General features: G+C 69.3%; 19 protein-coding genes. 7 read left to right on the top strand and 12 right to left on the bottom strand.

From position 1 onward, the window contains the following. Positions 1-9 precede the first annotated feature (9 nt). The gene (locus ACIRGA_RS08095; RefSeq protein WP_126734982.1) at positions 10-1,161 is read right to left on the bottom strand and encodes an acyl-CoA dehydrogenase family protein; all 1,152 of its coding nucleotides are present in this window, start codon (positions 1,159-1,161) and stop codon (positions 10-12) included. Between the two features lie 104 nt (positions 1,162-1,265). Here ACIRGA_RS08095 and ACIRGA_RS08100 point away from each other — a divergent pair, with 104 nt between their 5' ends. From ACIRGA_RS08100 to ACIRGA_RS08110, 3 genes are all read left to right on the top strand, one after another. Then, positions 1,266-1,880 (top strand): TetR/AcrR family transcriptional regulator, encoded by a 615-nt coding sequence (locus tag ACIRGA_RS08100; RefSeq protein ID WP_400937984.1) that lies wholly within the window; start codon positions 1,266-1,268, stop codon positions 1,878-1,880. A 103-nt stretch (positions 1,881-1,983) separates the two neighbouring features. Further along, a complete protein-coding gene (locus ACIRGA_RS08105; protein WP_400937986.1) occupies positions 1,984-2,796 on the top strand; it encodes a hypothetical protein in 813 nt (270 codons plus the stop codon). Positions 2,797-2,912: 116 nt separating this feature from the next. Beyond that, entirely contained in the window at positions 2,913-4,526 is a 1,614-nt protein-coding gene (locus tag ACIRGA_RS08110) for a succinic semialdehyde dehydrogenase (RefSeq protein ID WP_400937989.1), read from the top strand. A 69-nt stretch (positions 4,527-4,595) separates the two neighbouring features. On the opposite strand, the gene ACIRGA_RS08115 is transcribed toward ACIRGA_RS08110, so the two are convergent. The 8 genes from ACIRGA_RS08115 to ACIRGA_RS08150 all read right to left on the bottom strand — a co-directional run bounded on the left by ACIRGA_RS08115 (position 4,596) and on the right by ACIRGA_RS08150 (position 14,291). Continuing rightward, positions 4,596-7,619 (bottom strand): helix-turn-helix transcriptional regulator, encoded by a 3,024-nt coding sequence (locus ACIRGA_RS08115; RefSeq protein WP_400937992.1) that lies wholly within the window; start codon positions 7,617-7,619, stop codon positions 4,596-4,598. Positions 7,620-7,682: 63 nt separating this feature from the next. Then, the gene (locus tag ACIRGA_RS08120) at positions 7,683-7,895 is read right to left on the bottom strand and encodes a hypothetical protein (protein WP_400937993.1); all 213 of its coding nucleotides are present in this window, start codon (positions 7,893-7,895) and stop codon (positions 7,683-7,685) included. A 164-nt stretch (positions 7,896-8,059) separates the two neighbouring features. Further along, complete coding sequence (locus ACIRGA_RS08125) at positions 8,060-8,269, bottom strand: DUF397 domain-containing protein (protein ID WP_400937994.1); 210 nt, start codon at positions 8,267-8,269, stop codon at positions 8,060-8,062. A 12-nt stretch (positions 8,270-8,281) separates the two neighbouring features. Beyond that, complete coding sequence (locus ACIRGA_RS08130) at positions 8,282-9,169, bottom strand: helix-turn-helix domain-containing protein (protein ID WP_400937995.1); 888 nt, start codon at positions 9,167-9,169, stop codon at positions 8,282-8,284. 450 nt (positions 9,170-9,619) lie between these two features. Beyond that, positions 9,620-10,519 (bottom strand): acyl-CoA thioesterase II, encoded by a 900-nt coding sequence (tesB, locus tag ACIRGA_RS08135; protein ID WP_395881156.1) that lies wholly within the window; start codon positions 10,517-10,519, stop codon positions 9,620-9,622. Positions 10,520-10,785: 266 nt separating this feature from the next. Continuing rightward, complete coding sequence (pyk, locus tag ACIRGA_RS08140; protein WP_007033718.1) at positions 10,786-12,210, bottom strand: pyruvate kinase; 1,425 nt, start codon at positions 12,208-12,210, stop codon at positions 10,786-10,788. 109 nt (positions 12,211-12,319) lie between these two features. Then, positions 12,320-12,985, bottom strand: coding sequence for a DUF2461 domain-containing protein (locus ACIRGA_RS08145; protein WP_005166098.1), 666 nt, complete (start codon positions 12,983-12,985; stop codon positions 12,320-12,322). Between the two features lie 73 nt (positions 12,986-13,058). After that, complete coding sequence (locus ACIRGA_RS08150; RefSeq protein ID WP_400937998.1) at positions 13,059-14,291, bottom strand: glycoside hydrolase family 18 protein; 1,233 nt, start codon at positions 14,289-14,291, stop codon at positions 13,059-13,061. Positions 14,292-14,455: 164 nt separating this feature from the next. Here ACIRGA_RS08150 and ACIRGA_RS08155 point away from each other — a divergent pair, with 164 nt between their 5' ends. Next, positions 14,456-14,764: a metalloregulator ArsR/SmtB family transcription factor gene (locus tag ACIRGA_RS08155; protein WP_016332802.1), complete on the top strand. Its 309-nt coding sequence runs from the start codon at positions 14,456-14,458 to the stop codon at positions 14,762-14,764. Here ACIRGA_RS08155 and ACIRGA_RS08160 read toward each other — a convergent pair. After that, positions 14,758-15,099 (bottom strand): winged helix-turn-helix transcriptional regulator, encoded by a 342-nt coding sequence (locus ACIRGA_RS08160; RefSeq protein ID WP_400938215.1) that lies wholly within the window; start codon positions 15,097-15,099, stop codon positions 14,758-14,760. The two genes, ACIRGA_RS08155 and ACIRGA_RS08160, sit on opposite strands and share 7 nt — an antisense overlap. Before the next feature lie 113 nt (positions 15,100-15,212). Between ACIRGA_RS08160 and ACIRGA_RS08165 the strand changes: the two genes are divergently transcribed. After that, complete coding sequence (locus tag ACIRGA_RS08165) at positions 15,213-15,683, top strand: group II truncated hemoglobin (protein WP_400938001.1); 471 nt, start codon at positions 15,213-15,215, stop codon at positions 15,681-15,683. A 36-nt stretch (positions 15,684-15,719) separates the two neighbouring features. Then, the gene (locus ACIRGA_RS08170) at positions 15,720-17,162 is read left to right on the top strand and encodes an aromatic amino acid ammonia-lyase (protein WP_400938003.1); all 1,443 of its coding nucleotides are present in this window, start codon (positions 15,720-15,722) and stop codon (positions 17,160-17,162) included. A 75-nt stretch (positions 17,163-17,237) separates the two neighbouring features. Here ACIRGA_RS08170 and ACIRGA_RS08175 read toward each other — a convergent pair whose 3' ends face one another. Continuing rightward, a complete protein-coding gene (locus tag ACIRGA_RS08175) occupies positions 17,238-18,740 on the bottom strand; it encodes an amidohydrolase family protein (RefSeq protein WP_400938007.1) in 1,503 nt (500 codons plus the stop codon). A gap of 133 nt (positions 18,741-18,873) precedes the next feature. Continuing rightward, a complete protein-coding gene (locus ACIRGA_RS08180; RefSeq protein ID WP_400938009.1) occupies positions 18,874-19,899 on the bottom strand; it encodes a 6-phosphofructokinase in 1,026 nt (341 codons plus the stop codon). A 283-nt stretch (positions 19,900-20,182) separates the two neighbouring features. On the opposite strand from ACIRGA_RS08180, the gene ACIRGA_RS08185 reads away from it, so the two are divergent. After that, positions 20,183-21,259: a 3-deoxy-7-phosphoheptulonate synthase gene (locus ACIRGA_RS08185; protein ID WP_400938011.1), complete on the top strand. Its 1,077-nt coding sequence runs from the start codon at positions 20,183-20,185 to the stop codon at positions 21,257-21,259. Positions 21,260-21,635: the final 376 nt, after the last annotated feature.

A 21,635-nucleotide genomic window follows, 5' to 3' on the forward strand; every position in this document is an offset into this window, starting at 1 on the left:
CGGTTTTCTCTACAGCGTGCGGGAGATGATTTCCTTCATGATCTCGCTGGTGCCACCGAAGATGCGCGAGATCCGGATGTCCGCCCACGCGCGCGCGATCGGGTACTCGGTCATGTAGCCGTAGCCGCCGAAGAGCTGCAGGCAGTCGTCGACGACCTTGTTGACCCGTTCGGTGGTCCACAGCTTCGCCATCGCCGCGCCCTGCACGTCGAGTTCCTTGCGCAGATGCCGTTCGATGCACTGGTCGAGGAAGGCGCGGGAGACGGCGGCCTCGGTCGCGGCCTCGGCGAGCTTGAACTTGGTGTTCTGGAAGTTGTAGACCGGGCGGCCGAAGGCCTGGCGATCCTTGGTGTAGGCGATGGTCTGGTCGATCGCGGCCTCCATCCCGGCGACCGCGGTGACGGCGATGATCAGCCGTTCCTGCGGCAGCTGCTGCATCAGCTGGATGAAGCCGAGGCCTTCCTGAGCGCCGAGGAGGTTGGCGGCGGGGACGCGGACGTCGTCGAAGTTCAGCTCCGCGGTGTCCTGCCCCTTGAGGCCGATCTTGTCGAGGACGCGGCCGCGGCTGAAGCCCGGCGTGTCGGTCTCGACGGCGATCAGCGAGACACCCTGCGCGCCGGCGTCCGGGTCGGTCTTCACCGCGACGACGACGAGATCGGCGTGGAAACCGTTGGTGATGAACGTCTTCGCGCCGTTGATCACGTAGTGGTCGCCGTCGCGCACCGCGCGGGTCTTGATGTTCTGCAGGTCCGAACCCGTGCCGGGTTCGGTCATCGCGACCGCGCCGACCATCTCGCCGGAGGCGAACTTCGGGAGCCACGCCTTCTTCTGCTCTTCGTTCGCGTACTCCAGGATGTAGTGCGCGACGATTCCATTGTGGACGGTGACTCCCCAGGCGCTGTCACCGGACCGGGCCTGCTCCTCGTAGAGCACGGCCTCGTGGGCGAACGTGCCGCCGCCACCGCCGTACTCCTCCGGGATGGACAGTGCCAGCAGGCCGACCTCGCCGGCCTTCGTCCACAGCTCGCGGTCGACCTTCTTCTCGGCCGCCCAGCGCTCCTGGTTCGGCACGAGTTCCTTCTGGCAGAAGGTCCGGGCGAGGTCCCGGAGGTCTTCGAGCTCCGTCGTGCTCCACGAACTCTTCTGGATCTGCAAGGGCACGGCCAACGCCTCCTGATCGGACCTGGAAAACATGACGCTTAGGATGTAAGTTCCATTCGGAATGTACATCCGTACCGAGCTGCACGTAAAGGGGGCCGGATCCGGTGAGTGTGCTCGGCAAGACCCACCGCACCCAGGCCGAGCGCCGGGAGCAGACCCGCACCGCCCTGCTCGACGCGACCATCGACTGCCTCGTCGACCTCGGCTACGCGCGTACCTCGGTGCAGGAGATCTGTGCCCGCGCCGGCGTCTCGAAGGGCGCCGTGCAGCATCACTTCTCCGCGAAGGCCGAACTCATGGCGGCGGCCGTCGAGCATCTGACGGAAAAGCTGCGAGGACGTCTCGCGACGTCGATTTCGGCGCTCCCCGGCGGCGCCTCCGGCGTCGCGGCGGCGATCGACCTGCTGTGGGAGGGCTACTCGGGGACGCTGTCCACGGCCGCCACGGAACTGTGGGTCGCGGCGCGCACCGACCCCGAACTCCGCGAAGCGATCCGCCCGGTCGACCGCGCGTTGGGCCGCTCGACGCTGGAGCACGTCACCGCGGTCGCCGGCGACCTCCCGAAGGAACGCGCGGAGATCCTCTTCTGGCTGACCGTGAACCTCACCCGCGGACTGGCGCTGGACGCCGAACTCGGCGGTGATCCCCAGCGGCGGCGGCAGTTGCTCGACGAGTGGAAGCGCGTCGCGGTGATGTTGTACGAGAACGATTCCGCTTAGCACGCGCGATTGCCCTTGACCAGGGCACAGGTGGCACTTATCTCGTCGGCCGATCCGTGGTGGAATTCCTTACTGGACAACAGAACCGGCGGAGGAGCCGACCATGAGCGCGCCGCAGCAGCAGCCGTACCAACCGACTGGCCCGTTCAGCGCAATCCCGCCCGTCGCCGCGCCGCGCCCACCGTCCGACGCGCGGCTTCCCCGGCTTTTCGCCGCGATGATGGGGGTTTTCGCCGGCCTGCTCGTACTTCTCGCGACTTTTCTCCCGCAGTCGACGTACGAACAGGTTTCCGAAGGCAAGGCGGTGTCGAAATTCGCCGAAACCGGCTGGACGCGGACCTTCGACATCGAACCTTCGACGGAGGAGAAGGAGTTCTACGACAAGACGCATGTCGCCCGCTACGGCATCCCGCTGTCCGCCGCCGCGCTGACCCTGTTCGCCGGGGCGGCGGTGGGTTTCGCCGCGTACCGGCGGAATCCGGCCTCCATCGCCGCGACGACGTCGAGGACGCTGCTGGTCGCCGGTGGGTCGGGGACCGCGATCGGCGTCTGGATGCTCGGCATGGACATCTCGGCGAGCCTGAGCTTCGGACAGGACACCGGCCGCTTCGTCTCGCGTTATGGGACCGGCAGCGGTTTTTGGATCCTGCTCGCGGGCGGGCTCGTGGCGTTGCTCACGATCGGGCTGGCGGTCATGGCCAACCGGCGTGAGCCGGCGCCGCCCCGGCAAACCCCTTATCCGGCCGCCTACGCCCCTTACGCGCCCGGCGTCCCTCAGCAGCACTATCCGCCACAACAGCAGCCTCAGCCCTACGAGCCGCCGTCTCCTCCGACCCCGCCCTCGGGGTCCGCGTTGCAGCAGCAGGACATCCTGCGCCCGTCCCCGGACAATCCGCCACGACCCGACAATATGTGAAATCTATTCATGTAATCGGGGCATGGTCTCCATACCGGCAGTATGCTGTACTCGTCGGTAACACCTGGGCTCTGCGTGGCGCCTCCCGGCTCCGCGCGGCATGGAACGGAGACGGCATGACGAGCACGACACCGGCGAGTGCGGGCCAGCACACCGAAGGACCGTCCACCATCGGCGGCGTTCCCGGCGCCCCCGCCATGACGAGGGCGGAACGGCTCGTACGGCGGGTCGTGGGTGGCGCGGATTCGGCGCCGGTCCAGATGCGCGCGCCGTTCACCGGGCAGCCGATCGCGACCCTCCCCCAGGCCACCGACGCCGACGTCCGCGCCGTCTTCGACCAGGCGCGGGAGGCTCAGCGCGCGTGGGCCGAGCGGCCGGTCGAAGACCGCCAGCGCATCCTGATCCGCCTCCACGACCTGGTCCTGAAGCGCCAGGAAGAGGCGCTCGACCTCGTGCAGATCGAGGCGGGCAAAGCCCGGATGGACGCCTTCGACGAGGTCAGCGCCACCGCCCTGGTGGCCGCCTACTACGGCAAGCACAGCGCGAAGTTCCTTTCGCCGCGCCGCGCCGCCGGGCTGATCCCGGTGCTGACGAAGGTCGGCGAGATCCGGCACCCCAAGGGCGTCGTCGGGATCATCTCGCCGTGGAACTACCCGCTCGCGCTGACCGCGATGGACGTCCTGCCCGCGCTCGCGGCGGGCAACGCCGTCGTGCAGAAGCCGGACAACCAGACCGCGCTTTCGGCGCTGTGGCTGCAGGAGGTCGCCGAGGAGGCCGGGCTGCCCGCCGGGGTCTGGCAGATCGTGCTCGGCAGGGGCTCGCAGATCGGCGACGCCCTGGTCGAGGAATCGGACTACCTGTGCTTCACGGGGTCCACGCCCACGGGTAAGGGTCTCGCCGCGAAGGTGGCGGAGCGGCTGACGAGCTACTCGCTGGAGCTCGGCGGCAAGAACCCGATGATCGTGCTGCCCGACGCGGACATCGCCAAGACCGCCACGGGTGCGGTGACCGCGTGCTTCTCCTCCGCGGGGCAGCTGTGCGTCTCGGTCGAGCGCATCTACGTCCACGAGTCGATCCGCGAGGAGTTCACCCGCGCCTTCGTCGCCAAGACCGCCGCACTGCGGCTCGGCGGTGCCCTGGATTACCAGGCGCAGATGGGATCCCTGACCTCCGAGGCCCAGCTCGCGACGGTGTCGGCGCATGTCGAGGACGCCCGGTCCAAGGGCGCGAAGGTGCTCACCGGCGGCAAGGCCCGGCCTGACCTCGGCCCGCTGTTCTACGAGCCGACCGTGCTCACCGACGTCACCGAGGACGTCAAGCTGTTCGCCGAAGAGACCTTCGGACCGGTCGTGTCGATCTACGGCTACACCGACGTCACCGACGCGATCGAACGCGCCAACGACACGAAGTTCGGGCTGAACGCGAGTGTGTGGTCGCGCAACGGCCGGGCGGGCTGGGAGGTCGCGGCGCGGTTGAAGGCCGGGACCGTCAACGTCAACGAAGGCTTCGCGGCGACCTTCGGGACCGTCGGGCTGCCGATGGGCGGGATGAAGGAGTCCGGTGTCGGGCGGCGCAACGGTGCCGAAGGGCTGCTCAAGTACACCGAGGCCCAGGCGATCGCGGTGCAGCGCGGGATGCCGCTGCGCCCGGGCCGGGGGATCCCGCCGAAGCTGTGGGTGCGGGCACTGAGCACGAGCCTGAAAGCCCTCCGCCGCCTCCCGCGCCGCTGACCCATGCATTTCGTCCTCTGGATGCGGTAGTTGCGTGTGCAAGGACCGCATTCAGAGGACGAAACGCGGCTAGGGAGAGGTGGGGGCGGCCAGCAGGCCTCGGTCGTAGGCGATCGCGACAGCCTCGGCCCGGCGGCTCGCGCCGAGCTTCGCCATCACGCGCGAGAGGTGGACGCTCACCGTCTTCTCGCTGATGTACAGCTCTTCGCCGACCTGCCGGTTGGTCCGGCCGAGCGCGACCCGCTCCAGCACGTCGCGCTCGCGATCGGTCAGCGGGTCGACGACGTCCCGACGCGGGGCCACGGCCTCTCCGGGAAGCTCGACGCGCGCTCGGTGGCTCAGCTCCCGGACGGCTTCGCGCAACGGGCACGCGCCCAGCCGATCCGCCACCGCGTGCGCGGCCAGCAGCTCCGACGCGGCGAGCGCGGTGTCGCCGTCCGACGCCAGCAGGGATTTCGCGTGCTGCAGACGGCACATGGCCTGCTCGTACACCGCGCCGTACCCGAACGCCTCGACCGCCTTCGCCCACAACGCCGGATCCCCCGCGCCGTGCAGGCAGCTGCCGAGCGCCTCCAGCCGGGCGAGCCACGCCAGCGCCTCCGGACCCAGCGACACCGAACGCGGGATGCCGTGTTCGGCGCACCGGCGTCCGTGGGCGAGCATCTTCTCGCCCGATTCCACCGCGGCCTCCACCGTCGCCTGATCGCCGCGTACCCGCGCTTCGGCGGCCTGCGCGACGGCGGCCGCGAGACCGTGCACGCTGATCCGGATCCCGCCGAGCACCGCGGGCTCGACCTCTTCGAGCCAGTCGATCAGCTCGTGCGCCTGGCGCGCCGCCCCCGCGTAGTCCCTTCGCCACGACGCGAGCTGGATCGCGGCGTCACCCGACGCGAGCGCGATCGAGTAGTCCGCGCTCCAATGCCGACGCAGGCTGGGCAGGATCTTGTCCGCGTCGCCGAACCGGCCCCGGCCGACGACGAACTGCGCCCAGATCCCCAGGAAGCGCCCGGCGACGACGCTCGACACGCCACGGCCCGCGCGGCCGGCGTCGTCGTCTTCCGGCCAGTCCCCGCTGACGTAGCGCAGCGTGAGGTGCTTGGTCCGCAGCTCGATGCCGAACGAGCTCCAGGTCAGCCCCGTCTCCTTGGCCCGCTGGATGCCCTTGGCGTAGTACTTCAGCGCGGAACGGATCTCGGCCCGGTCGTCGTAGCTCAGCCCGAGGAAGTGCAGCGCCCGCAGTTCACCGTTGAGCGCGCCGGAATCCCTGGCCTTCCGCTCGGCCTCGCGCAGCCGCTCCCGCGCCTGCTCGACGTCGCCCGCCGAATCGGCCAGCGTCCCGAGCGAGACCAGCGCCGCCGCCTCCGCCCCGCCCGCGCCGACGGCCCTGGCGTCGGCGACCGCGGCCAGCGCGCACTGCAACGCTTCGTCGTGCCTGTCGATCAGGCGCAGGATCCCGGCGCGGGTGGCGAGCACCCAGGCCCGCGCGGAACTCGCCTCGGTGTGTTCGACCAGCTCCCAGGCCTTGTCGATCGCTTCGAGGACCTCGTCCAGCGTGCCGTCGACCGAAAGCAGCGCCTCCGCGTGCCGCCGCCAGACCTTGGCGGACCGCTCGTTGCCGGTGTCCGGGCCGAGGGCCTCGGTGGCGGACCGCGAATAGGCGACCGCGCGCTCCGGCTCCCCCGACGTGCTCGCGAAATACGACGCCTCGTGCAGGAGACGGAGCTCGTCGACGTCCGACGGCCGGTCCGGCGCGGGTACGGCGTCCCAAATGGACAGTGCCTGCTCGACGTGCCGCAGCGCGGAACCGGGCGCGCCCAGCTTCTCCGCCTCGTCCATCGCGCGCAGCAACGCGGCCAGCGCGGTGACGAAGTCCTTGCTCTCCAGGCTGTGGTGCGCGAGCCGCGCGTCCTGGCCACGGCCCTGCGTCCGGTTCCGGATGCGGGACGCGTACGCCGCGTGCATGCGCACCCGCTCCCCCGGCAGCAGGTCGCCGTACACCGCTTCCTGCAGCAACGCGTGGCGGAAGGTGTAGAAACCGTTCTCGATCACCAGTACGTGATGCTGCACGGCCTCCCGCAGCGCCTCGTCGAGTTCGAGCTCGTCCAGCCCGGAGATCTCGGCGAGCGCGGCGTGCGCCACCGCGTCCTTGGCGACCGAGACCACGCGCAGCACCCGGCGCGTGATCTGGGAGAGCTGTTCCACCCGGGCGAGCAGCACTTCGGCCAGCCCGGCGGGGAGTTCGCGGCAGTCCTTCGCGGACGCGAGCAGCTCCTCGACGAAGAACGGATTGCCCTCGGACCGGGCGACGATGTCGGCGATCATGTCCTGGCCGATCGGCTCGTCGGCCAGCGCCTCGACGAAGGCGCGCGCGTCCTCGGCGCCGAACGGCTTGACCTCGACACGTTCGACCGCGCCGAGACGCACCACCTCGGACAGCAGCGCGCGAAGCGGATGCCGCCGGTGGACGTCCTCTTCGCGATAGCTCGCCACCACCAGCAGCCGCTGGGTGCGCAGCCTCGTCAACAGGAAGGACAACAGGTTCCGGGTGGAGCCGTCGGCCCAGTGCAGATCCTCCAGGAGGATCACCACGGGCCGACGCTGAGCGATGACGGTCAGCACCCCCAGTACCGCGTCGAACAGCTGGAGCTGGCCGAGGTCCTGTTCGGGACCGAGCCGTTGCGTCGACACCCGTTCGCTCGCGGTGAGCTGACCGTCTTCGATGGCGGGGTAGTCCTCCGCCTGCTGCATCTGCGGGAGCAGCCTGCCCAGCGCCGGCCGGGCCCGGACCGCGGCGGTGACCGCGGGATCGGACGTCGTCGCCAGAGGCGCCAGCGCCTCGGCGAATGGAAGATAAGGAAGACCGCCCTCATGGACGTCGATACAGCGCCCGGTGAGCACCAGGGCGCCCGCGCCCGCGGCGTACTCGCCGAGCGCGGTCAGCAGGCGGGTCTTGCCGACGCCGGCGTCACCGGAGAGCAGCACCGCGCCGGCCTCGGCCCGTTCTGCACGGGCGAAGGCGGCGCGGAGCTGCCGCATCTCCTGAGTGCGGGCGACGATCGGGATTCCGGAGCCAAGACGGGGCACGAGGTGCATTCTTGCCTACCGGACCGACAACTTCGCCTGTGTTTTCGCCGAGAGCTTCATCGCACTCGACCTCTACCGGGTGATCTCGCCGCTGCGGGCGGGCATCTGCCGGGCCTCGCGGCGCTCCTGGGCGGGCACCTGAACTTCCGCGCGGTGCGCGCGGATCCGCTTGCTCACCCGGCGGGCCCGCTCGACCCACATGCTGCGGCCGGCTCGCTGGAGTTCTTCGCGCCGGTACTCGACCTCGGCCAGTACGCCGGTGAGAAGGGCGTCGTTCGTGTTCATCACTTTTTCCCCTTAGGAACTTCACTGCCTTGTTGGTAGTGATGAGATTCGTCCTGAGGGGTGCCCTGAGGCATCGGGTGATCACCTACACCCGGACGTGATTCGACCCCTTACGCCGGCCCATCCCCTGCTCGGGGGGCGTAAGGGGTCGAGTTCGACGGGCTCTAGCCGTGATCCGGGCCACTCGCGCGCACCGCGCCGAGCAGCCCGCGCCAAGCCTGCGGCGAGAGGCGGAAAGCACCTCCCTCAGGGTCTTTGGAGTCCCTGAGGGCGGCACCGGAACCGGTGAAGGCGACCTCTACGCAGTCGTTGCCGCCACCGCTGTGGCTGCTCTTGAACCATCGGGCCTGGGAAAGGTCATCGTCGGGCGTCATGCTCCCCACTCCTTACTTTGTTTCAAGGGACGTCTCCGGGAGGGCCGCCTGTTCGGCGAACCTTCCGGCGGCCTCGGCGATCACCTCGACCGAGTCGTCCGGCTTCAACGCGGCGGCACGCAGATGGTCGAACATCAACGCGTATCGCCGGACGTCCGGGGGTTCCTCCAGGTAGAGCCCGCTGGAGGTGCTGTCGACGTAGACCACGTCGGTGTCGGCCAGTTCGGGGAAGCCCATGATGAGGAACGGACCCTCCATCCCGGGATGGGCACCCGCGCCGAACGGCACGATCTGGACGGTGACGTTCGGCTGCGCCGCCATCGTGACCATCCGGTACAGCTGTTCCGCCATCACCTCGGGCCCGTCGACCACGCGGTGCAGGACCGCTTCGTCGATGACGGCCCAGTACTCCGGGGGCGAAGGATCGGTCAGCAGCTCCTGCCGCGCCATCCTCGCCGCCACCCGGCGCCGGATCTCGGCGTCCTCGGCGTCGGGCCGCATCGCCCTGATCACGGCCTTGGCGTACCGCTCGGTCTGCAGCAGCCCCGGCACCAGCAGCGCCTGGAACGCCCGCAGCGAACTCGCGTCCGCCTCCAGCCCGACGAAGGTTCCGGTGAACACCTCGTTGTAGGCGTGCCACCAACCGCGTTTCCGGGCTTCCCTGGCCAGCTGGACGAGTGCTTCCTGCTCGTCGCCGGCGATGCCGTACAGCTCGAGCATGTCGCGGGCGTCGCGCGGGGTGACGCCGACGTGCCCCGTCTCGATGCGGCTGACCTTCGACGCCGAGCATTCGAGCTTCTCGCTCACCTCGTCGATGGTGAGGTCGGCCGCCTCACGCAACCGCCTCAGCTCGCTCGCCAGCCGCCGGCGGCGCACGGTGGGTCCCTGACCCCTCGTCATCACGGCACCTCCACAAGCTGTCCGAGCACCAACGATCGCGACACGGCGAGGAGAACTGCGTTCGTTAACCCCGCACGAAGCACATCTAACCAGCCCGGGACACATTCGGTGAGATGGTCACACGACCATTTTCACCCAGGCGTCGATTTTCATCCTGCAATTTGCAGATTGCCGTTGTAGGTTGAGCATTGTGCAACGCGGTACGCCCGCCTTCACCGGCGGCAGCGGATCCGCTCGCGGCACGGGCGCGGGGCCGCGAGCTGCACCGATGGGCTTCCGGAAGGATACCCGTCGAAGCCGGATTCACCCCCGGTGCAGGGCCGGAGCCGTCCCCCGATCGGTTCCGGCCCTCCCTTTTATCCGGTAATACTCTGGCTCCAGATGTTAATGCGTTCGCCATTCCCTCTAAAGAGTGGACAAGGCGGCTTCTCCGATGCGGAACGTCACCGTTCACACCACCCGAAGAAGACCTTCCTGCACAACGGTGGCGATATGCGTTCCGTCCGCGGCGAAGAACCGGCCGGTCGCCAGCCCCCTGGCACCCGACGCGGTCGGCGACGCGCTGTCGTAGAGGAACCACTCGTCGGCCCGGAACGGACGGTGGAACCAGAGCGCGTGGTCGAGGCTCGCGCCGAGCACCTTGTCGAGATCCCAGTAGACGCCGTGGCGCGCGAGGACCGAGTCCAGAAGCGTCATGTCGGAGGCATAGGTGAGGACACAGACGTGCAGCAGCTGCTCGTCCGGGAGCTTGCCGTCGGCCCGCATCCAGACCTGGTTCCTGGCGGGCCGGTCCCCCGACTTCCTGGTCACCCACGGCGGATCGTTGACGTACCGCAGGTCGATCGGACGCGGCCGGTCGAGGTGGCCCATGAAGTACCCCTCGGCCCGTTCCTGCAGCGTCGGAAGCGATTCGGGGGCGGGGACGTCCGGCATGGCCTCGGAATGCTCGATGCCGCCCTCGTCCTTCTGGAACGAGGCGGACAGCGAGAAGATCGCCTTGCCGTGCTGGATGCCCACGACACGGCGGGTGGTGAACGAGCGGCCGTCGCGGATGCGGTCGACCTCGTAGACGATCGGGACGCTCGGGTCGCCGCCGCGGATGAAGTACGCGTGCAGCGAGTGGACCTTCCGCTCCTCGGGGACCGTGCGGCCGGCGGCGACGAGCGCCTGCCCCGCGACCTGTCCGCCGAACACGCGCACCGGCGAATGCGCGGGCGAGACGCCACGGAAGATGTTCTCTTCGATCTTCTCCAAGTCCAGCAGCGCGACCAGCCGGTCGAGCACGGGCTGTCCGCCCACCCCGCCGGCGTTGTCGAAACCGGCCGCGGCTTCCCTGGCCATCTCAGTCATGCCGTGAACTTTAGGCCGTAAGGGTGCCCTGGGCCCGGGTGAGGCGGGACGTTTGTCGCGAAGGCCACCTTCGGGACGGCGGGGACGCTCGGGGCACGCCTACTGACGGGCTGAAGGGGCCCTTCGCCGCATGGCACGCGACGAAAGCTCCCTTCGCCTCGCGAGATGCGGGGAAAGTCCCCATCAGCCCACCCTGAAGCCCGTGAAGGCCTCCTTCCCTACTCTGACGGTAGGGAAGGAGGCCTTCACGGCACAGTCGGCAAACGTCAGGCGTGGTCGTCCTCGCCGAGGCGGTGCACCCGGATGAGGTTCGTCGAGCCGACGGTCCCGGGCGGGGAGCCGGCCACGATGACCACCAGATCACCCTTGGCGTACTTGCCCATTTCGAGCATCGCGTGGTCGACCTGCTGGATCATCTGGTCGGTGGAACCCACCTTCGGCACGATCCGCGTCGTGGTGCCCCAGGTCATCGCGAGCTGGCTGCGGACGCTCTCCTCCGGCGTGAACGCCAGCAGCGGCAGCCGCGTGTGCAGCCGCGCGAGCCGCCGGACGGTGTCACCGGACTGGGTGAAGGCGACCAGTGCCTTGGCGTTCAGCCGCTCGCCGATGTCACGGGCCGCGTAGGAGATGACGCCGCGCTTGGTGCGCGGGACGTGCGACAGCGGCGGGACGACCGGCGAGTCGGTCTCGACGGCTTCGATGATCCGGCCCATGGTCTTGACCACGTCGATGGCGTAGCGGCCGACGCTGGTCTCGCCCGAAAGCATGAGCGCGTCCGCGCCGTCGAGCACCGCATTGGCGACGTCCGAGGCCTCGGCGCGGGTCGGCCGGGAGCTGTTGATCATCGACTCGAGCATCTGCGTCGCGACGATGACCGGCTTCGCGTTCTCGCGGGCGATCTGGATGGTGCGCTTCTGCACCAGCGGGACCTGCTCCAGCGGCAGTTCGACGCCAAGATCACCGCGGGCGATCATCACCGCGTCGAAGGCCAGCACGATGGCTTCGAGGTTGTAGACCGCTTCGGGCTTCTCGATCTTCGCGACCACCGGGAGGCGGCCCTTGCCGACGCGGTCCATCACCTGGTGGACCAGGTCGATGTCGGCGGGCGAGCGGACGAACGACAGCGCGATGAAGTCCACGCCGAGTTCCAGCGCGAACTCGAGATCTTCGATGTCCTTTTCGGACAGTGCCGGCACGGAGACGTCCATGCCCGGCAGGGAGACGCCCTTGTTGTTGCTGACCGGGCCGCCTTCGGTGACCTCGCAGACGACGTCCGGGCCCTCGACCTGCTTGACCACGAGGCCGACCTTGCCGTCGTCCACGAGGAGACGGTCGCCGGGCTTCGCGTCGTCGGCGAGCCCCTTGTAGGTGGTCGAGACGCGGTCGTGCGTGCCCGCGACGTCCTCGACGGTGATGCGCACGATGTCGCCGTTGTGCCACTCGACCGGACCGCCCGCGAAGGTGCCGAGACGGATCTTCGGCCCCTGGAGGTCGGCGAGGATGCCCACCGCGCGGCCCGATTCGGCGGCGGCGGTGCGGATGAGGTCGTAGACCTGCTTGTGGTCGCTGTGCGTCCCGTGGCTGAAGTTCATCCTCGCGACGTCCATGCCGGCGTCGACGAGTTGCCGCATCTTCTCCGGCGTAGCGGTCGCGGGGCCCAGGGTACAAACGATCTTCGCGCGTCGGCTCACGTTCGTACAGCGTAGTCCCTCAGCTTGGATACGTCTGTACCGATACCGAAAGTTCAAGAAAAGTGTCAGTTGACCTGGGCGAGGGAAACCGTCGAACCTGGTTCGGCGGTTATCGTCGCGGCTTCTCGCTCGGCCCGACCCGGTCACGCGCCCATTCGTTGAACGCGCGGACCTGCCGCCACGCCTTCCGCACCCGGTCGAGCGCGCCGCGTTCGTGCAGGACGTCGTCCGGCTCCCAGCCGCGGACGGCGTACACCGAGCGGTACTTCAGCAGGTCGATGCGGGGATGGTCCTCGGCGAAGCCGCGCGGCTTCGACTTGAGCCTGTCCCCCTTGACCTCCCAGCCCGCCTTCTCCAGCTTCGCGAGGATCTTGGCGAGCTCGGCGCCCCGGAGTTCCGTGTCGACGGCCTTGCGGAAGCGGGCGAGCTGATCGGACTCGAAGTGGAAACAGCCACCGCCGACGCGCAGCCCGGCCGGGCCGACCTCGACGTAGTACGCGCCGCCGCCGCGGCCCTGCTCGATCACCGCGCCGCAGTGGGTCTTGTACGGCGTCTTGTCCTTGGCGAACCGGACGTCGCGATACGGGCGGAAGACCTTGCCCTCGCCGAAGCCGTCGCCGAACTCCGGGACGAGCTCGGCGAGCAGCGCCTCCATCGGCGCGCGGACGTCGGCCTTGTAGGTGGCGAGGTTCGCGTCCCAATAGGACTTGGAGTTGTCCGCCTCGAGACCGTCGTAGAAGTCGATGGCGTACTCGCCGAAACCCTCGAAACCCATGCGGTGACCGTAATCCCCGGCACCGACAGAAGCGCGCGAAGGGGACCTTCACGCGCTTCTGTCGGAGACAGGCTTACTTGGCGAGAGCCGTGATCAGCTCGCCGTCGGTGGTGTCACCGGACAGCTCCCAGAAGAAGGCGCCGCCGAGACCCTGGTCCTTGGCGTAGGTGACCTTGCCGCCGATGGTCGACGGGGTGTCGTAGCTCCACCAGTTGTTGCCGCACTTCGCGTACGCGGTCCCCGCGACGGTGCCGGTGGACGGGCAGGTGTTCTTCAGGACCTTGTAGTCCTCGATGCCCGCTTCGTAAGTGCCCTGCGCCGCGCCGGTCGCTGTGCCACCGGGTGCGTCCTGGGTGACACCGGTCCAGCCGCGACCGTAGAAACCGATGCCCAGCAGCAGCTTGTTCGCCGGGACACCCTTGCTCTTGAGCTTCTGGATCGCCGCGTCGGAGTGGAAACCGGCGGTCGGGATGCCCGCGTAGTCGTTCAGCGGCGAATGCGGGGCCGTCGGGCCCTGCGCCGCCCACGCGCCGAAGTAGTCGTAGGTCATGACGTTGTACCAGTCGAAGTACTGCGCCGCGCCGCCGTAGTCCGCGGCGTCGATCTTGCCGCCGTCGGTGCCGTCCGCGGTGATCGCGGCCGTGACCAGCTTCGAGCCGAACTTCTCCCGCAGGGCCTGCGCGAGGTTCTTGATGGCCGCCGCACCGCTGGTGTCACAGGAGAGACCGCAGGCGTTCGGATACTCCCAGTCGATGTCGATGCCGTCGAAGACGCCGGCCCAGCGCGGGTCGTTGACGAGGTTGTAGCAGGACTCCGCGAACTTGGCGGGGTCCTTGGCGGCCTCGCCGAACCCGCCGGACCAGGTCCAGCCGCCGAACGACCACAGCACCTTGAGGTTCGGGTACTTGGCCTTGAGCTTCTTCAGCTGGTTGAAGTTCCCGCGCAGCGCGCCGTTGTCCCAGCTGTCGGCGACACCGTCCACACTGCCGGCCGCGTCGTAGAACTTGCTGGTCGCCGCTTCGGCGTCACCGAGCGCGCAGCCGCCGTTCGTCACGTTGCCGAACGAGTAGTTGATATGCGTCAGCTTGCTCGCCGAGCCCGACGTGTCGATGTTCTTCACATGATAGTTCCGCTGGTAGACGCCCCATTCGGCGAAGTACCCGAGTACCTTGCCGACCGAGGCCTCGGAGGCTTTCGCGGCTTCCGGTGCGGCGGCCGCCTGCTGCGCCGGAGCGGCGACGGCCAGCGCGCCCAGCGCGACGGCCGCGGCACCCACGATCGCGGTGAGCCTGAACGAACGGGACATGCGTTCTCCCTTCACGGTCACCGGCGGTGACGAGAGGACTGCGGCGGGACACGCACAAGTTAAGTGGACTAGACCACTCCGTCAATGGTTCAGACCAAGACTTTCGGATGGACATTTTCGAACATTCCTTGACGGAAATATGCCGCACGGGGCACATTTCCCGGATGATGCAGACCTTCGAGATCCTCGCCGAGCCGCGGCGGAGGACCATCCTCGACCTCTTGCGCGGCGGCGAAAAGTCGGTCAACGAGCTGGTCGAGGTCCTCGAACTGAGCCAACCGGCCGTATCGAAGCATCTGCGTGTCCTACGCGAGGCGGGTCTGGTCACCGTCCGCGTCGCCGCCCAGCGCCGGTGCTACCGGCTCCGGCCGGAACCGCTCGCGGAGGTCGACGCCTGGCTCGCGCCGTACCGCCGGTTCTGGGAGGGACGCATCGACGCGCTCGAACGGCACCTCGACGACGACAGTCAGTGAATAGATAACGGCTCGAACGCGATGCCGCGGTCCGCCGCGCGCCGCGTCCCCCAGTCGTAGAGCGCCTGGAGTGCGGGGCGTAACCGCTCCCCTTCCTCGCTGAGCCGGTACTCGACGTGCGGCACCCGGCCCTCGCGGCTCTCCCGGAGCACGAGGCCGTCCGCTTCGAGTTCGCGCAGATGCTGGGTCAGCATCTTCTCGCTGACGTCCGGCATCCGCCGCCGGAGCTCGCCGTACCGGTGCACGCCTTCCTTCAGATGCGCCAGGATCACCGGCTTCCATTTGCCGCCGATGACGTCGACCGCGAGTTCGACCGCGCAGTGATACCGCTTCATCGCCGCCCCCTTGATAAGCACCGGCACGCACCGAAAAGTAAGCGGTTGTCCGGAGCGGTCGAGGATGGTTGCCTTGCCCGACCGGGAGATCATCGCCGCTGGGAGGACCTTACGTGACCGAGACGCCGACGTTGTACGCATGGGCGGGCGGGCTGGACGCCCTGCGACGGCTGACCACCGTCTTCTACGGTCACGTGCTGAAGGACCCGTTGCTGGAGCCGGTCTTCCGCCACATGGATCCCGGCCACCCCGAGCACGTGGCGATCTGGCTGGCCGAGGTGTTCGGCGGCCCCGAGACCTACAGCGGCGAACACGGCGGGCACCGGCACATGGTCGGACGGCATCTGGGGCGCGCCATCACCGAAGAGCAGCGCCGTCGCTGGGTGAACCTGCTCTTCGACGCCGCCGACGAGGCCGGGCTCCCTGCCGATCCCGAGTTCCGCTCCGCCTTCGCCGCGTATGTCGAATGGGGCAGCAGACTCGCGGTGATGTTCTCCCAGCCCGGCCGCGAGGTCACCGTGCCCGAGCCGATGCCGAAGTGGGACTGGGGCAACCGCCCGCCGTGGCAGCCGCCATCGGACTGAGGCGGCATAGTGGGGCGGTCGTGAAAGGAGGCCGCCGTGATCCGGGTGGACGGCCGGACCCTGCGCTGCGCGGACGTCGTGACCGCCGCGAGCACCGAGGGCCCGCTGGGCATTGACGTCTCGATCGCCGCGCTGCGCGGCGCCGAAAGCGCGTGGAAGCTCGCCGAAGAGCTGAGCACACGCCGGATCGTCTACGGCCGCACCACCGGCGTCGGCGCCAACAAGGAGGACACGGTCGGCGAAGGCGAGTCGCCGGATCACGGGCTGCGGCTGCTGCGCAGTCACGCGGGCGGCAGCGGTGACGTCATGTCCCCCGGCCAGACCAGGGGGATGATGCTCATCCGGCTCAACCAGCTGCTGGCCGGGCGATCCGGGCTCAGCCCCGACCTGATCGGGGCACTGGCCGAGGCGGTGCGGACCGGGGCGCTGCCGCTCGTGCACCGGCTCGGCGCGATCGGCACCGGCGACCTCGCGCCGCTCGCGGAGACCGCGCTCGCCCTCACCGGCGAACGCCCGTGGCTGGCAGGCGGTGTGCCCCCGGTGCCGGTCCAGGCCGGTGACGCGCTCGCGTTCATGAGCAGCAACGCCGCGACGCTGGCCGAGGCGACCCTCGCGGCGATGCGGCTCGACACGCTGACGAGGGCGAGTCACGTCGTCGCGGCTTTGACCTACATCGCGCTCGACGGCAACCCGGAGGCGTACGCGACCCCCGTGCACGAGGCGCGTCCGCACGCCGGGCAGGTCGCGTGCGCGGCGGAGATGCGGCGGCTCCTCGGGATGGAAGGCACGCCCAAACCCGGCAGGCGCATCCAGGACCCGTTCGGGCTCCGCGCGTTCCCGCAGGTGCAGGGGCCCGCGCTGGACGCGATCCACTACCTGCGCGACATCCTCGCGGTGGAGATCAACGCCAGCACCGAGAACCCGATGATCTCCACGGTGCACCAGGACGCCTACCACCACGCGCATTTCCACACCGCGTACGTCTCGACCGCGCTCGACCAGGTGCGCGCGACCGTCCACCAGGTCGCCGAACTGTCGGTGGCCCGCCTCGGCGACCTGGTGGAACCGGAGTTCACCGGGCTGCGGCCGTTCCTGGCGGCCGGGCCGTCGGGTAGTTCGGGCGTGATGATCCTGGAGTACGTCGCGCACGACGCGCTCACCGAGCTGCGGCAGGCCGCGCTCCCGGCGACGCTGGGCACGGCCGTCGTCTCACGCGGTATCGAGGACCACGCCAGCTTCTCCACCCAGGCCGCGCGGGCGGCGACCGCGGCAGGGGCGGCGTACCAGCAGGTACTGGCGTGCGAACTGGTCGCGGCCGTCCGGGCGCTGCGGATGCGCAAAGCCGAGCTCGTCGCCCTGCCCGCGCGCGATGCCTACGAGGCCGCCGCTTCCGTGCTCGACCCGAGCGTCGAAGATCGGCCGCTCACCGACGACATCTCGCGCGCCGTGTCCCTTTTGGACACCCTCGCGCGCATCTGACTCCCCGCGTTTCGTCCTCTGAATGCGGTAGTTCGCGACACCAACTACCGCATTCAGAGGACGAAATGCGGGAGGTCAGCAGCAACCGCGGCGGGCGAGGGAGTAGAGCCGGGCACTCGTGGCCGGCTCGGGCCGGTTCGCGGCGGCCTCGACCGCGTCGAGCATCCGCCGTCGCTCCGCCTTGTCGAGGACGCGGCCGCGGGTGATCACCGTGTCGATCTTCGCGACGTTGCGGATGTCGACGGCCGGGTCCGCGTCCAGCAGCACGAGGTCCGCTTCCTTCCCCGCCGCGACCGTGCCCGACGTCCTTTCCCTGCCGAGGAATTTCGCCGCGTCCCCGGTGACGGTCTTCAACGCCCGCAAAGGCGACAGCCCGGCCTCGACCAGGAAGGCGAGCTCCTCGTGCAGCCCGCTCCCGGGGAAGGTGTACGGATTGAGGCAGTCGGTGCCGCCGATGAGCCCGACGCCCGCTTCGTGCGCGACGCCGACCAGCCGCAGCGTCTCCTGGTAGTACCGCTCCTGGAGCGCGATGTCCGCCGGCGTCTTCGGCGCGAAGCGTTCGATGCCCTTGGCCCAGCTCTCGCGCACGTCGGCGGGTACGTATTTCAGCCGCGGGTCACGCTGATGGGTTTCGGCGGGCTGCGTGACGACCCGGTTGATCGTCAGCGTCGGCGAGTGCCACGTGCCGTTGCACCGCAGCCTCTCGAAGTAGGCCCGCGCCACCCCGCGGTCGTACGTGGTGACCGACTCGAACTCCAGCCGCCGGGCCAGATTGAAGAAATCGCGCGGCGCCTCGGGGTCGTAGGGCGTCGTCCTCAACCTGGCGAGGATCTCGTCGCGCCGGGACGAGCAGTGGATGGACACCCCGAAGAAATGTTCGAGGCTGTGCTGGCCGAGGTCGCTGACCTCGAGGTGGGACAGCTTGTACGGCCAGTGCCCGGAGAACCGCAGGCCCTGGGCGCGGGCCTCGTCCGCGACCGCGCGCACGGCGTCGGGCCCGAGGTAGGAGTAGGTCTTGACGAGCTCCGCGCCAGCGGCCTTCTCGGCGCGGACGACGGCCCGCGCTTCGGCCTCCGTCGAGACCTGGAGCACCGGCGGGGCCAGGAGGGTGACCGGCCCGTCGACGATCCCGCTCGCCAGCACGACGCGCGGGCCGAGTAGCTCACCGCGGTCGATCTTGTCCTTCGTGGCGCGGTTCTCCGCGTACCCCCACATCTCGCGGACGCCCGTGACACCGTTGACCAGGTGCAGCGGCGGGACGATGTCCTCGAGGTCCGCGCCGTGGGTGTGCATGTCCCAGAGTCCGGGGACGAGGTACTTGCCGCGGCCGTCGATCACCCGCGCGCCCGCGGTTTCCGGGACCGGGCCGGAACCGACCCAGGCGATCCGGTCGCCGACGAGCACGACCGAGACGTCACGTCGCGGAGCCGAACCCGTGCCGTCGATCAGCGTGACGTGGGCGATGACGACGATCTCGCCCGTTTCCGCGGTGGCCGTGCCGGGCAGCAGCCCGGCGAGCACCGCCCCCGTCCCGCCCGCGGCCAGCCACCTCAGGAACTCGCGCCTGCTGGATCCCATGAGAACCGCCGCCCTTCCACCCAGATCCCCCGGGTGGCCGATTCAACTCGCCGCGATGGCGGGGTCGCAAGAAAAGCGAAGGCCCCTTACCCGAGGTCAGCACAAAGTAAGGGGCCTTCTCCTGAATCTGGGCTCAGCCGAAGAAGACCTCAGCCTCTTCGTACCGCTCGACCGGGACGGTCTTCAGTTCCGCGGTCGCCTCGGAGAGCTTGACGCGGACGATGTCCGTGCCGCGCAGCGCCACCATCACGCCGAAGTCGCCGTCGGCCACGGCGTCGACGGCGTTGAGCCCGAACCGGGTGGCGAGCACGCGGTCGTACGCCGTCGGGGTGCCACCGCGCTGGACGTGGCCGAGCACGACCGCGCGGGACTCCTTGCCGGTGCGGGCGGCGATCTCGTCGGCCAGCCAGGTGCCGATGCCGCCGAGCCGGACGTGCCCGAAGGCGTCCTTCTCCCCGGTCAGCAGCTTCTCCTCGCCGCCCTCGGGCAGCGCGCCCTCGGCGACCACGATGATCGGCGCGTACTCCTTCTCGAAGCGGCGCTCGACCCACGAAACGACCTGGTCGACGTTGAAGTGCCGCTCCGGCACCAGGATCACGCTCGCGCCACCGGCGAGGCCGGAGTGCAGCGCGATCCAGCCCGCGTGCCGCCCCATGACCTCGACGACCAGGGCGCGGTGGTGTGACTCGGCCGTGGTGTGCAGCCGGTCGATGGCCTCGGTCGCGATCGAGACGGCCGTGTCGAAGCCGAAGGTGTAGTCGGTGGCGCCGAGGTCGTTGTCGATCGTCTTGGGCACCCCGACGACGCCGATGCCGTCGTCCGTGAGCCGCTTCGCGACACCGAGGGTGTCTTCGCCGCCGATCGCGATCAGCGCGTCGACCTGCTGGTCGGCGAGCACGGCCTTGATCTTGTCCACCCCGCCGTCGACCTTGTACGGGTTGGTCCGCGACGAGCGCAGGATCGTGCCGCCGCGGGTCAGGATGTCCTCGACGTCGTTCAGGCCGAGCGGACGGCTGTCCCCGGTGAGGGGACCGTTCCAGCCGTTGCGGAACCCGACGATGTCCCAGCCGTGCACCTCGATGCCCTTGCGCACCACAGCGCGGATGACCGCGTTGAGCCCCGGGCAGTCGCCACCGCCGGTCAGCACACCGACACGCATGAGAAGCCTCCGTCTTGTGTTCCGTAGAGATGACAGTCACATGTCCCGCCGCCAGCGTAGCGGGAGTTCTCTGGATCGGTGCAGGGCGGACCACCTCGGGAATCGGTCCGCGTGACGGATGTGCTAGCTTGGCCCCGTGCAGCGCTATTTCTGGTTTACGAAGCCGGCCCCGGGTGGGCACGGCGGCGTGAACCTGCGCTGACCTCCACCCCCGAGCCGGAATCACACCGGCTCGGCGAGTTCCCGCGGGTCGGTATCCCTTTCGAAAGGAACCAGACCCGCGATGTCTCCCTCCGCTGACACCCTGATCGCCCTCGACGGGCACCGCACGTCGGCCATCAACCCGCTGCTGTCGCCCGCGATGCTGCGGCACGAACATCCGATGACGGCGGAAATCGCCGATACCGTCCTAGCCGGGCGGGCCTCGGCCGTCGACATCCTCGACGGCCGGGACGACCGGCTCCTCGTCGTCGTCGGGCCCTGCTCGGTGCACGACGCGGACGCCGCGCTCGACTACGCCCGCCGCCTCGCCGCCAAGGCCGAAGAACACCGCCGCGACCTGCACATCGTCATGCGCGTCTACTTCGAGAAGCCGCGGACCACGCTCGGCTGGAAGGGCCTGATCAACGACCCCGGTCTCGACGGCACCTACGAGGTCAACCACGGCCTCCGGATGGCGCGCAAACTGCTGCTCGACATCTCCGCGCTCGGCCTGCCGGTGGGCTGCGAATTCCTCGACCCGATCACCCCGCAGTTCATCTCCGACACCGTGACCTGGGGTTCCATCGGCGCGCGGACCGCGGCGAGCCAGGTGCACCGGCAGCTGTGCAGCGCGCTGTCGATGCCGGTCGGGATCAAGAACTCGACCGAGGGCGACGTCCAGGTCGCCGTCGACGCCACCCGCGCGGCCGGCGCGAGCCACGTCTTCGCCGGCATCAACCCCGACGGGCTCGCCGCGCTCATCACCACCGCGGGCAACGAGGACTGCCACGTCATCCTGCGCGGCAGCTCCGCCGGCCCGAACTACGACCCGGCGACGGTGGCCGACACGCTGGCGCGGCTGGCGAAGTCGGGGCTGCCGGAACGCGTGATCATCGACGCGAGCCACGGCAACAGCGCGAAGGACCACGTGCGGCAGGCTTCGGTCGTCCGCGAACTCGCCGAGCGGATCGGAGCCGGTGAGCGGGGCATCGCGGGGCTGATGCTGGAGAGCTTCCTGATGGAGGGGCGGCAGGACCTGACGCTCGGCGAGGCGGCGTCGCTGACGTACGGGCAGTCGATCACGGACGCGTGCCTCGGGTGGGAGACGACGGCCGAACTGCTGGACACCCTGGCGGAGGCCGTCGACTCGCGGCGCTGAGGGCCCTGACGGCTGCCATGAAGGGGCCTTTCATTGCAAAATTTGCAATGAAAGGCCCCTTCATGGCGCGGGGCGGGGTTCGAGGATCTGGGGCTCATGCCGCGAAGGGAGCTTTCGCCGCGTGGCACGCGGAGACGGCGCCCTTCACGTCAGGACCGTCAGGCCGATGCCGTGAAGGACTCCTTCCCTACCTTGAGCGTAGGGAAGGAGGCCTTCACGGACTCTCGACCCGCCTGCCGCCAGGGCATGGTGCCAGTGGCCGTGAAGGACGCCTTGAGGGACTCTGGGTCCCGCAAGGCGTCCATAAACGCCATCAAGTCCCTAACGGTGGCCATAGCTAACGATTATCTTGCACCCCTGGTAGTTGTGCCCCGCG

It is taken from the genome of Amycolatopsis sp. NPDC102389 (assembly GCF_044765885.1).
GTDB lineage: Bacteria > Actinomycetota > Actinomycetes > Mycobacteriales > Pseudonocardiaceae > Amycolatopsis.

Bases quoted from the DNA above. Each gene is read 5' to 3' on its own strand.
- ACIRGA_RS08105 (WP_400937986.1), top strand. From the start codon at position 1,984: ATGAGCGCGCCGCAGCAGCAGCCGTACCAACCGACTGGCCCGTTCAGC.
- ACIRGA_RS08185 (WP_400938011.1), top strand. From the start codon at position 20,183: ATGTCTCCCTCCGCTGACACCCTGATCGCCCTCGACGGGCACCGCACG.
- ACIRGA_RS08145 (WP_005166098.1), bottom strand. From the start codon at position 12,985: ATGGGTTTCGAGGGTTTCGGCGAGTACGCCATCGACTTCTACGACGGT.
- ACIRGA_RS08155 (WP_016332802.1), top strand. From the start codon at position 14,456: ATGATGCAGACCTTCGAGATCCTCGCCGAGCCGCGGCGGAGGACCATC.
- ACIRGA_RS08110 (WP_400937989.1), top strand. From the start codon at position 2,913: ATGACGAGCACGACACCGGCGAGTGCGGGCCAGCACACCGAAGGACCG.
- ACIRGA_RS08150 (WP_400937998.1), bottom strand. From the start codon at position 14,291: ATGTCCCGTTCGTTCAGGCTCACCGCGATCGTGGGTGCCGCGGCCGTC.
- ACIRGA_RS08130 (WP_400937995.1), bottom strand. From the start codon at position 9,169: ATGACGAGGGGTCAGGGACCCACCGTGCGCCGCCGGCGGCTGGCGAGC.
- ACIRGA_RS08180 (WP_400938009.1), bottom strand. From the start codon at position 19,899: ATGCGTGTCGGTGTGCTGACCGGCGGTGGCGACTGCCCGGGGCTCAAC.
- ACIRGA_RS08115 (WP_400937992.1), bottom strand. From the start codon at position 7,619: ATGCACCTCGTGCCCCGTCTTGGCTCCGGAATCCCGATCGTCGCCCGC.
- tesB (WP_395881156.1), bottom strand. From the start codon at position 10,519: ATGACTGAGATGGCCAGGGAAGCCGCGGCCGGTTTCGACAACGCCGGC.
- ACIRGA_RS08125 (WP_400937994.1), bottom strand. From the start codon at position 8,269: ATGACGCCCGACGATGACCTTTCCCAGGCCCGATGGTTCAAGAGCAGC.
- ACIRGA_RS08160 (WP_400938215.1), bottom strand. From the start codon at position 15,099: ATGAAGCGGTATCACTGCGCGGTCGAACTCGCGGTCGACGTCATCGGC.
- ACIRGA_RS08175 (WP_400938007.1), bottom strand. From the start codon at position 18,740: ATGGGATCCAGCAGGCGCGAGTTCCTGAGGTGGCTGGCCGCGGGCGGG.
- ACIRGA_RS08120 (WP_400937993.1), bottom strand. From the start codon at position 7,895: ATGAACACGAACGACGCCCTTCTCACCGGCGTACTGGCCGAGGTCGAG.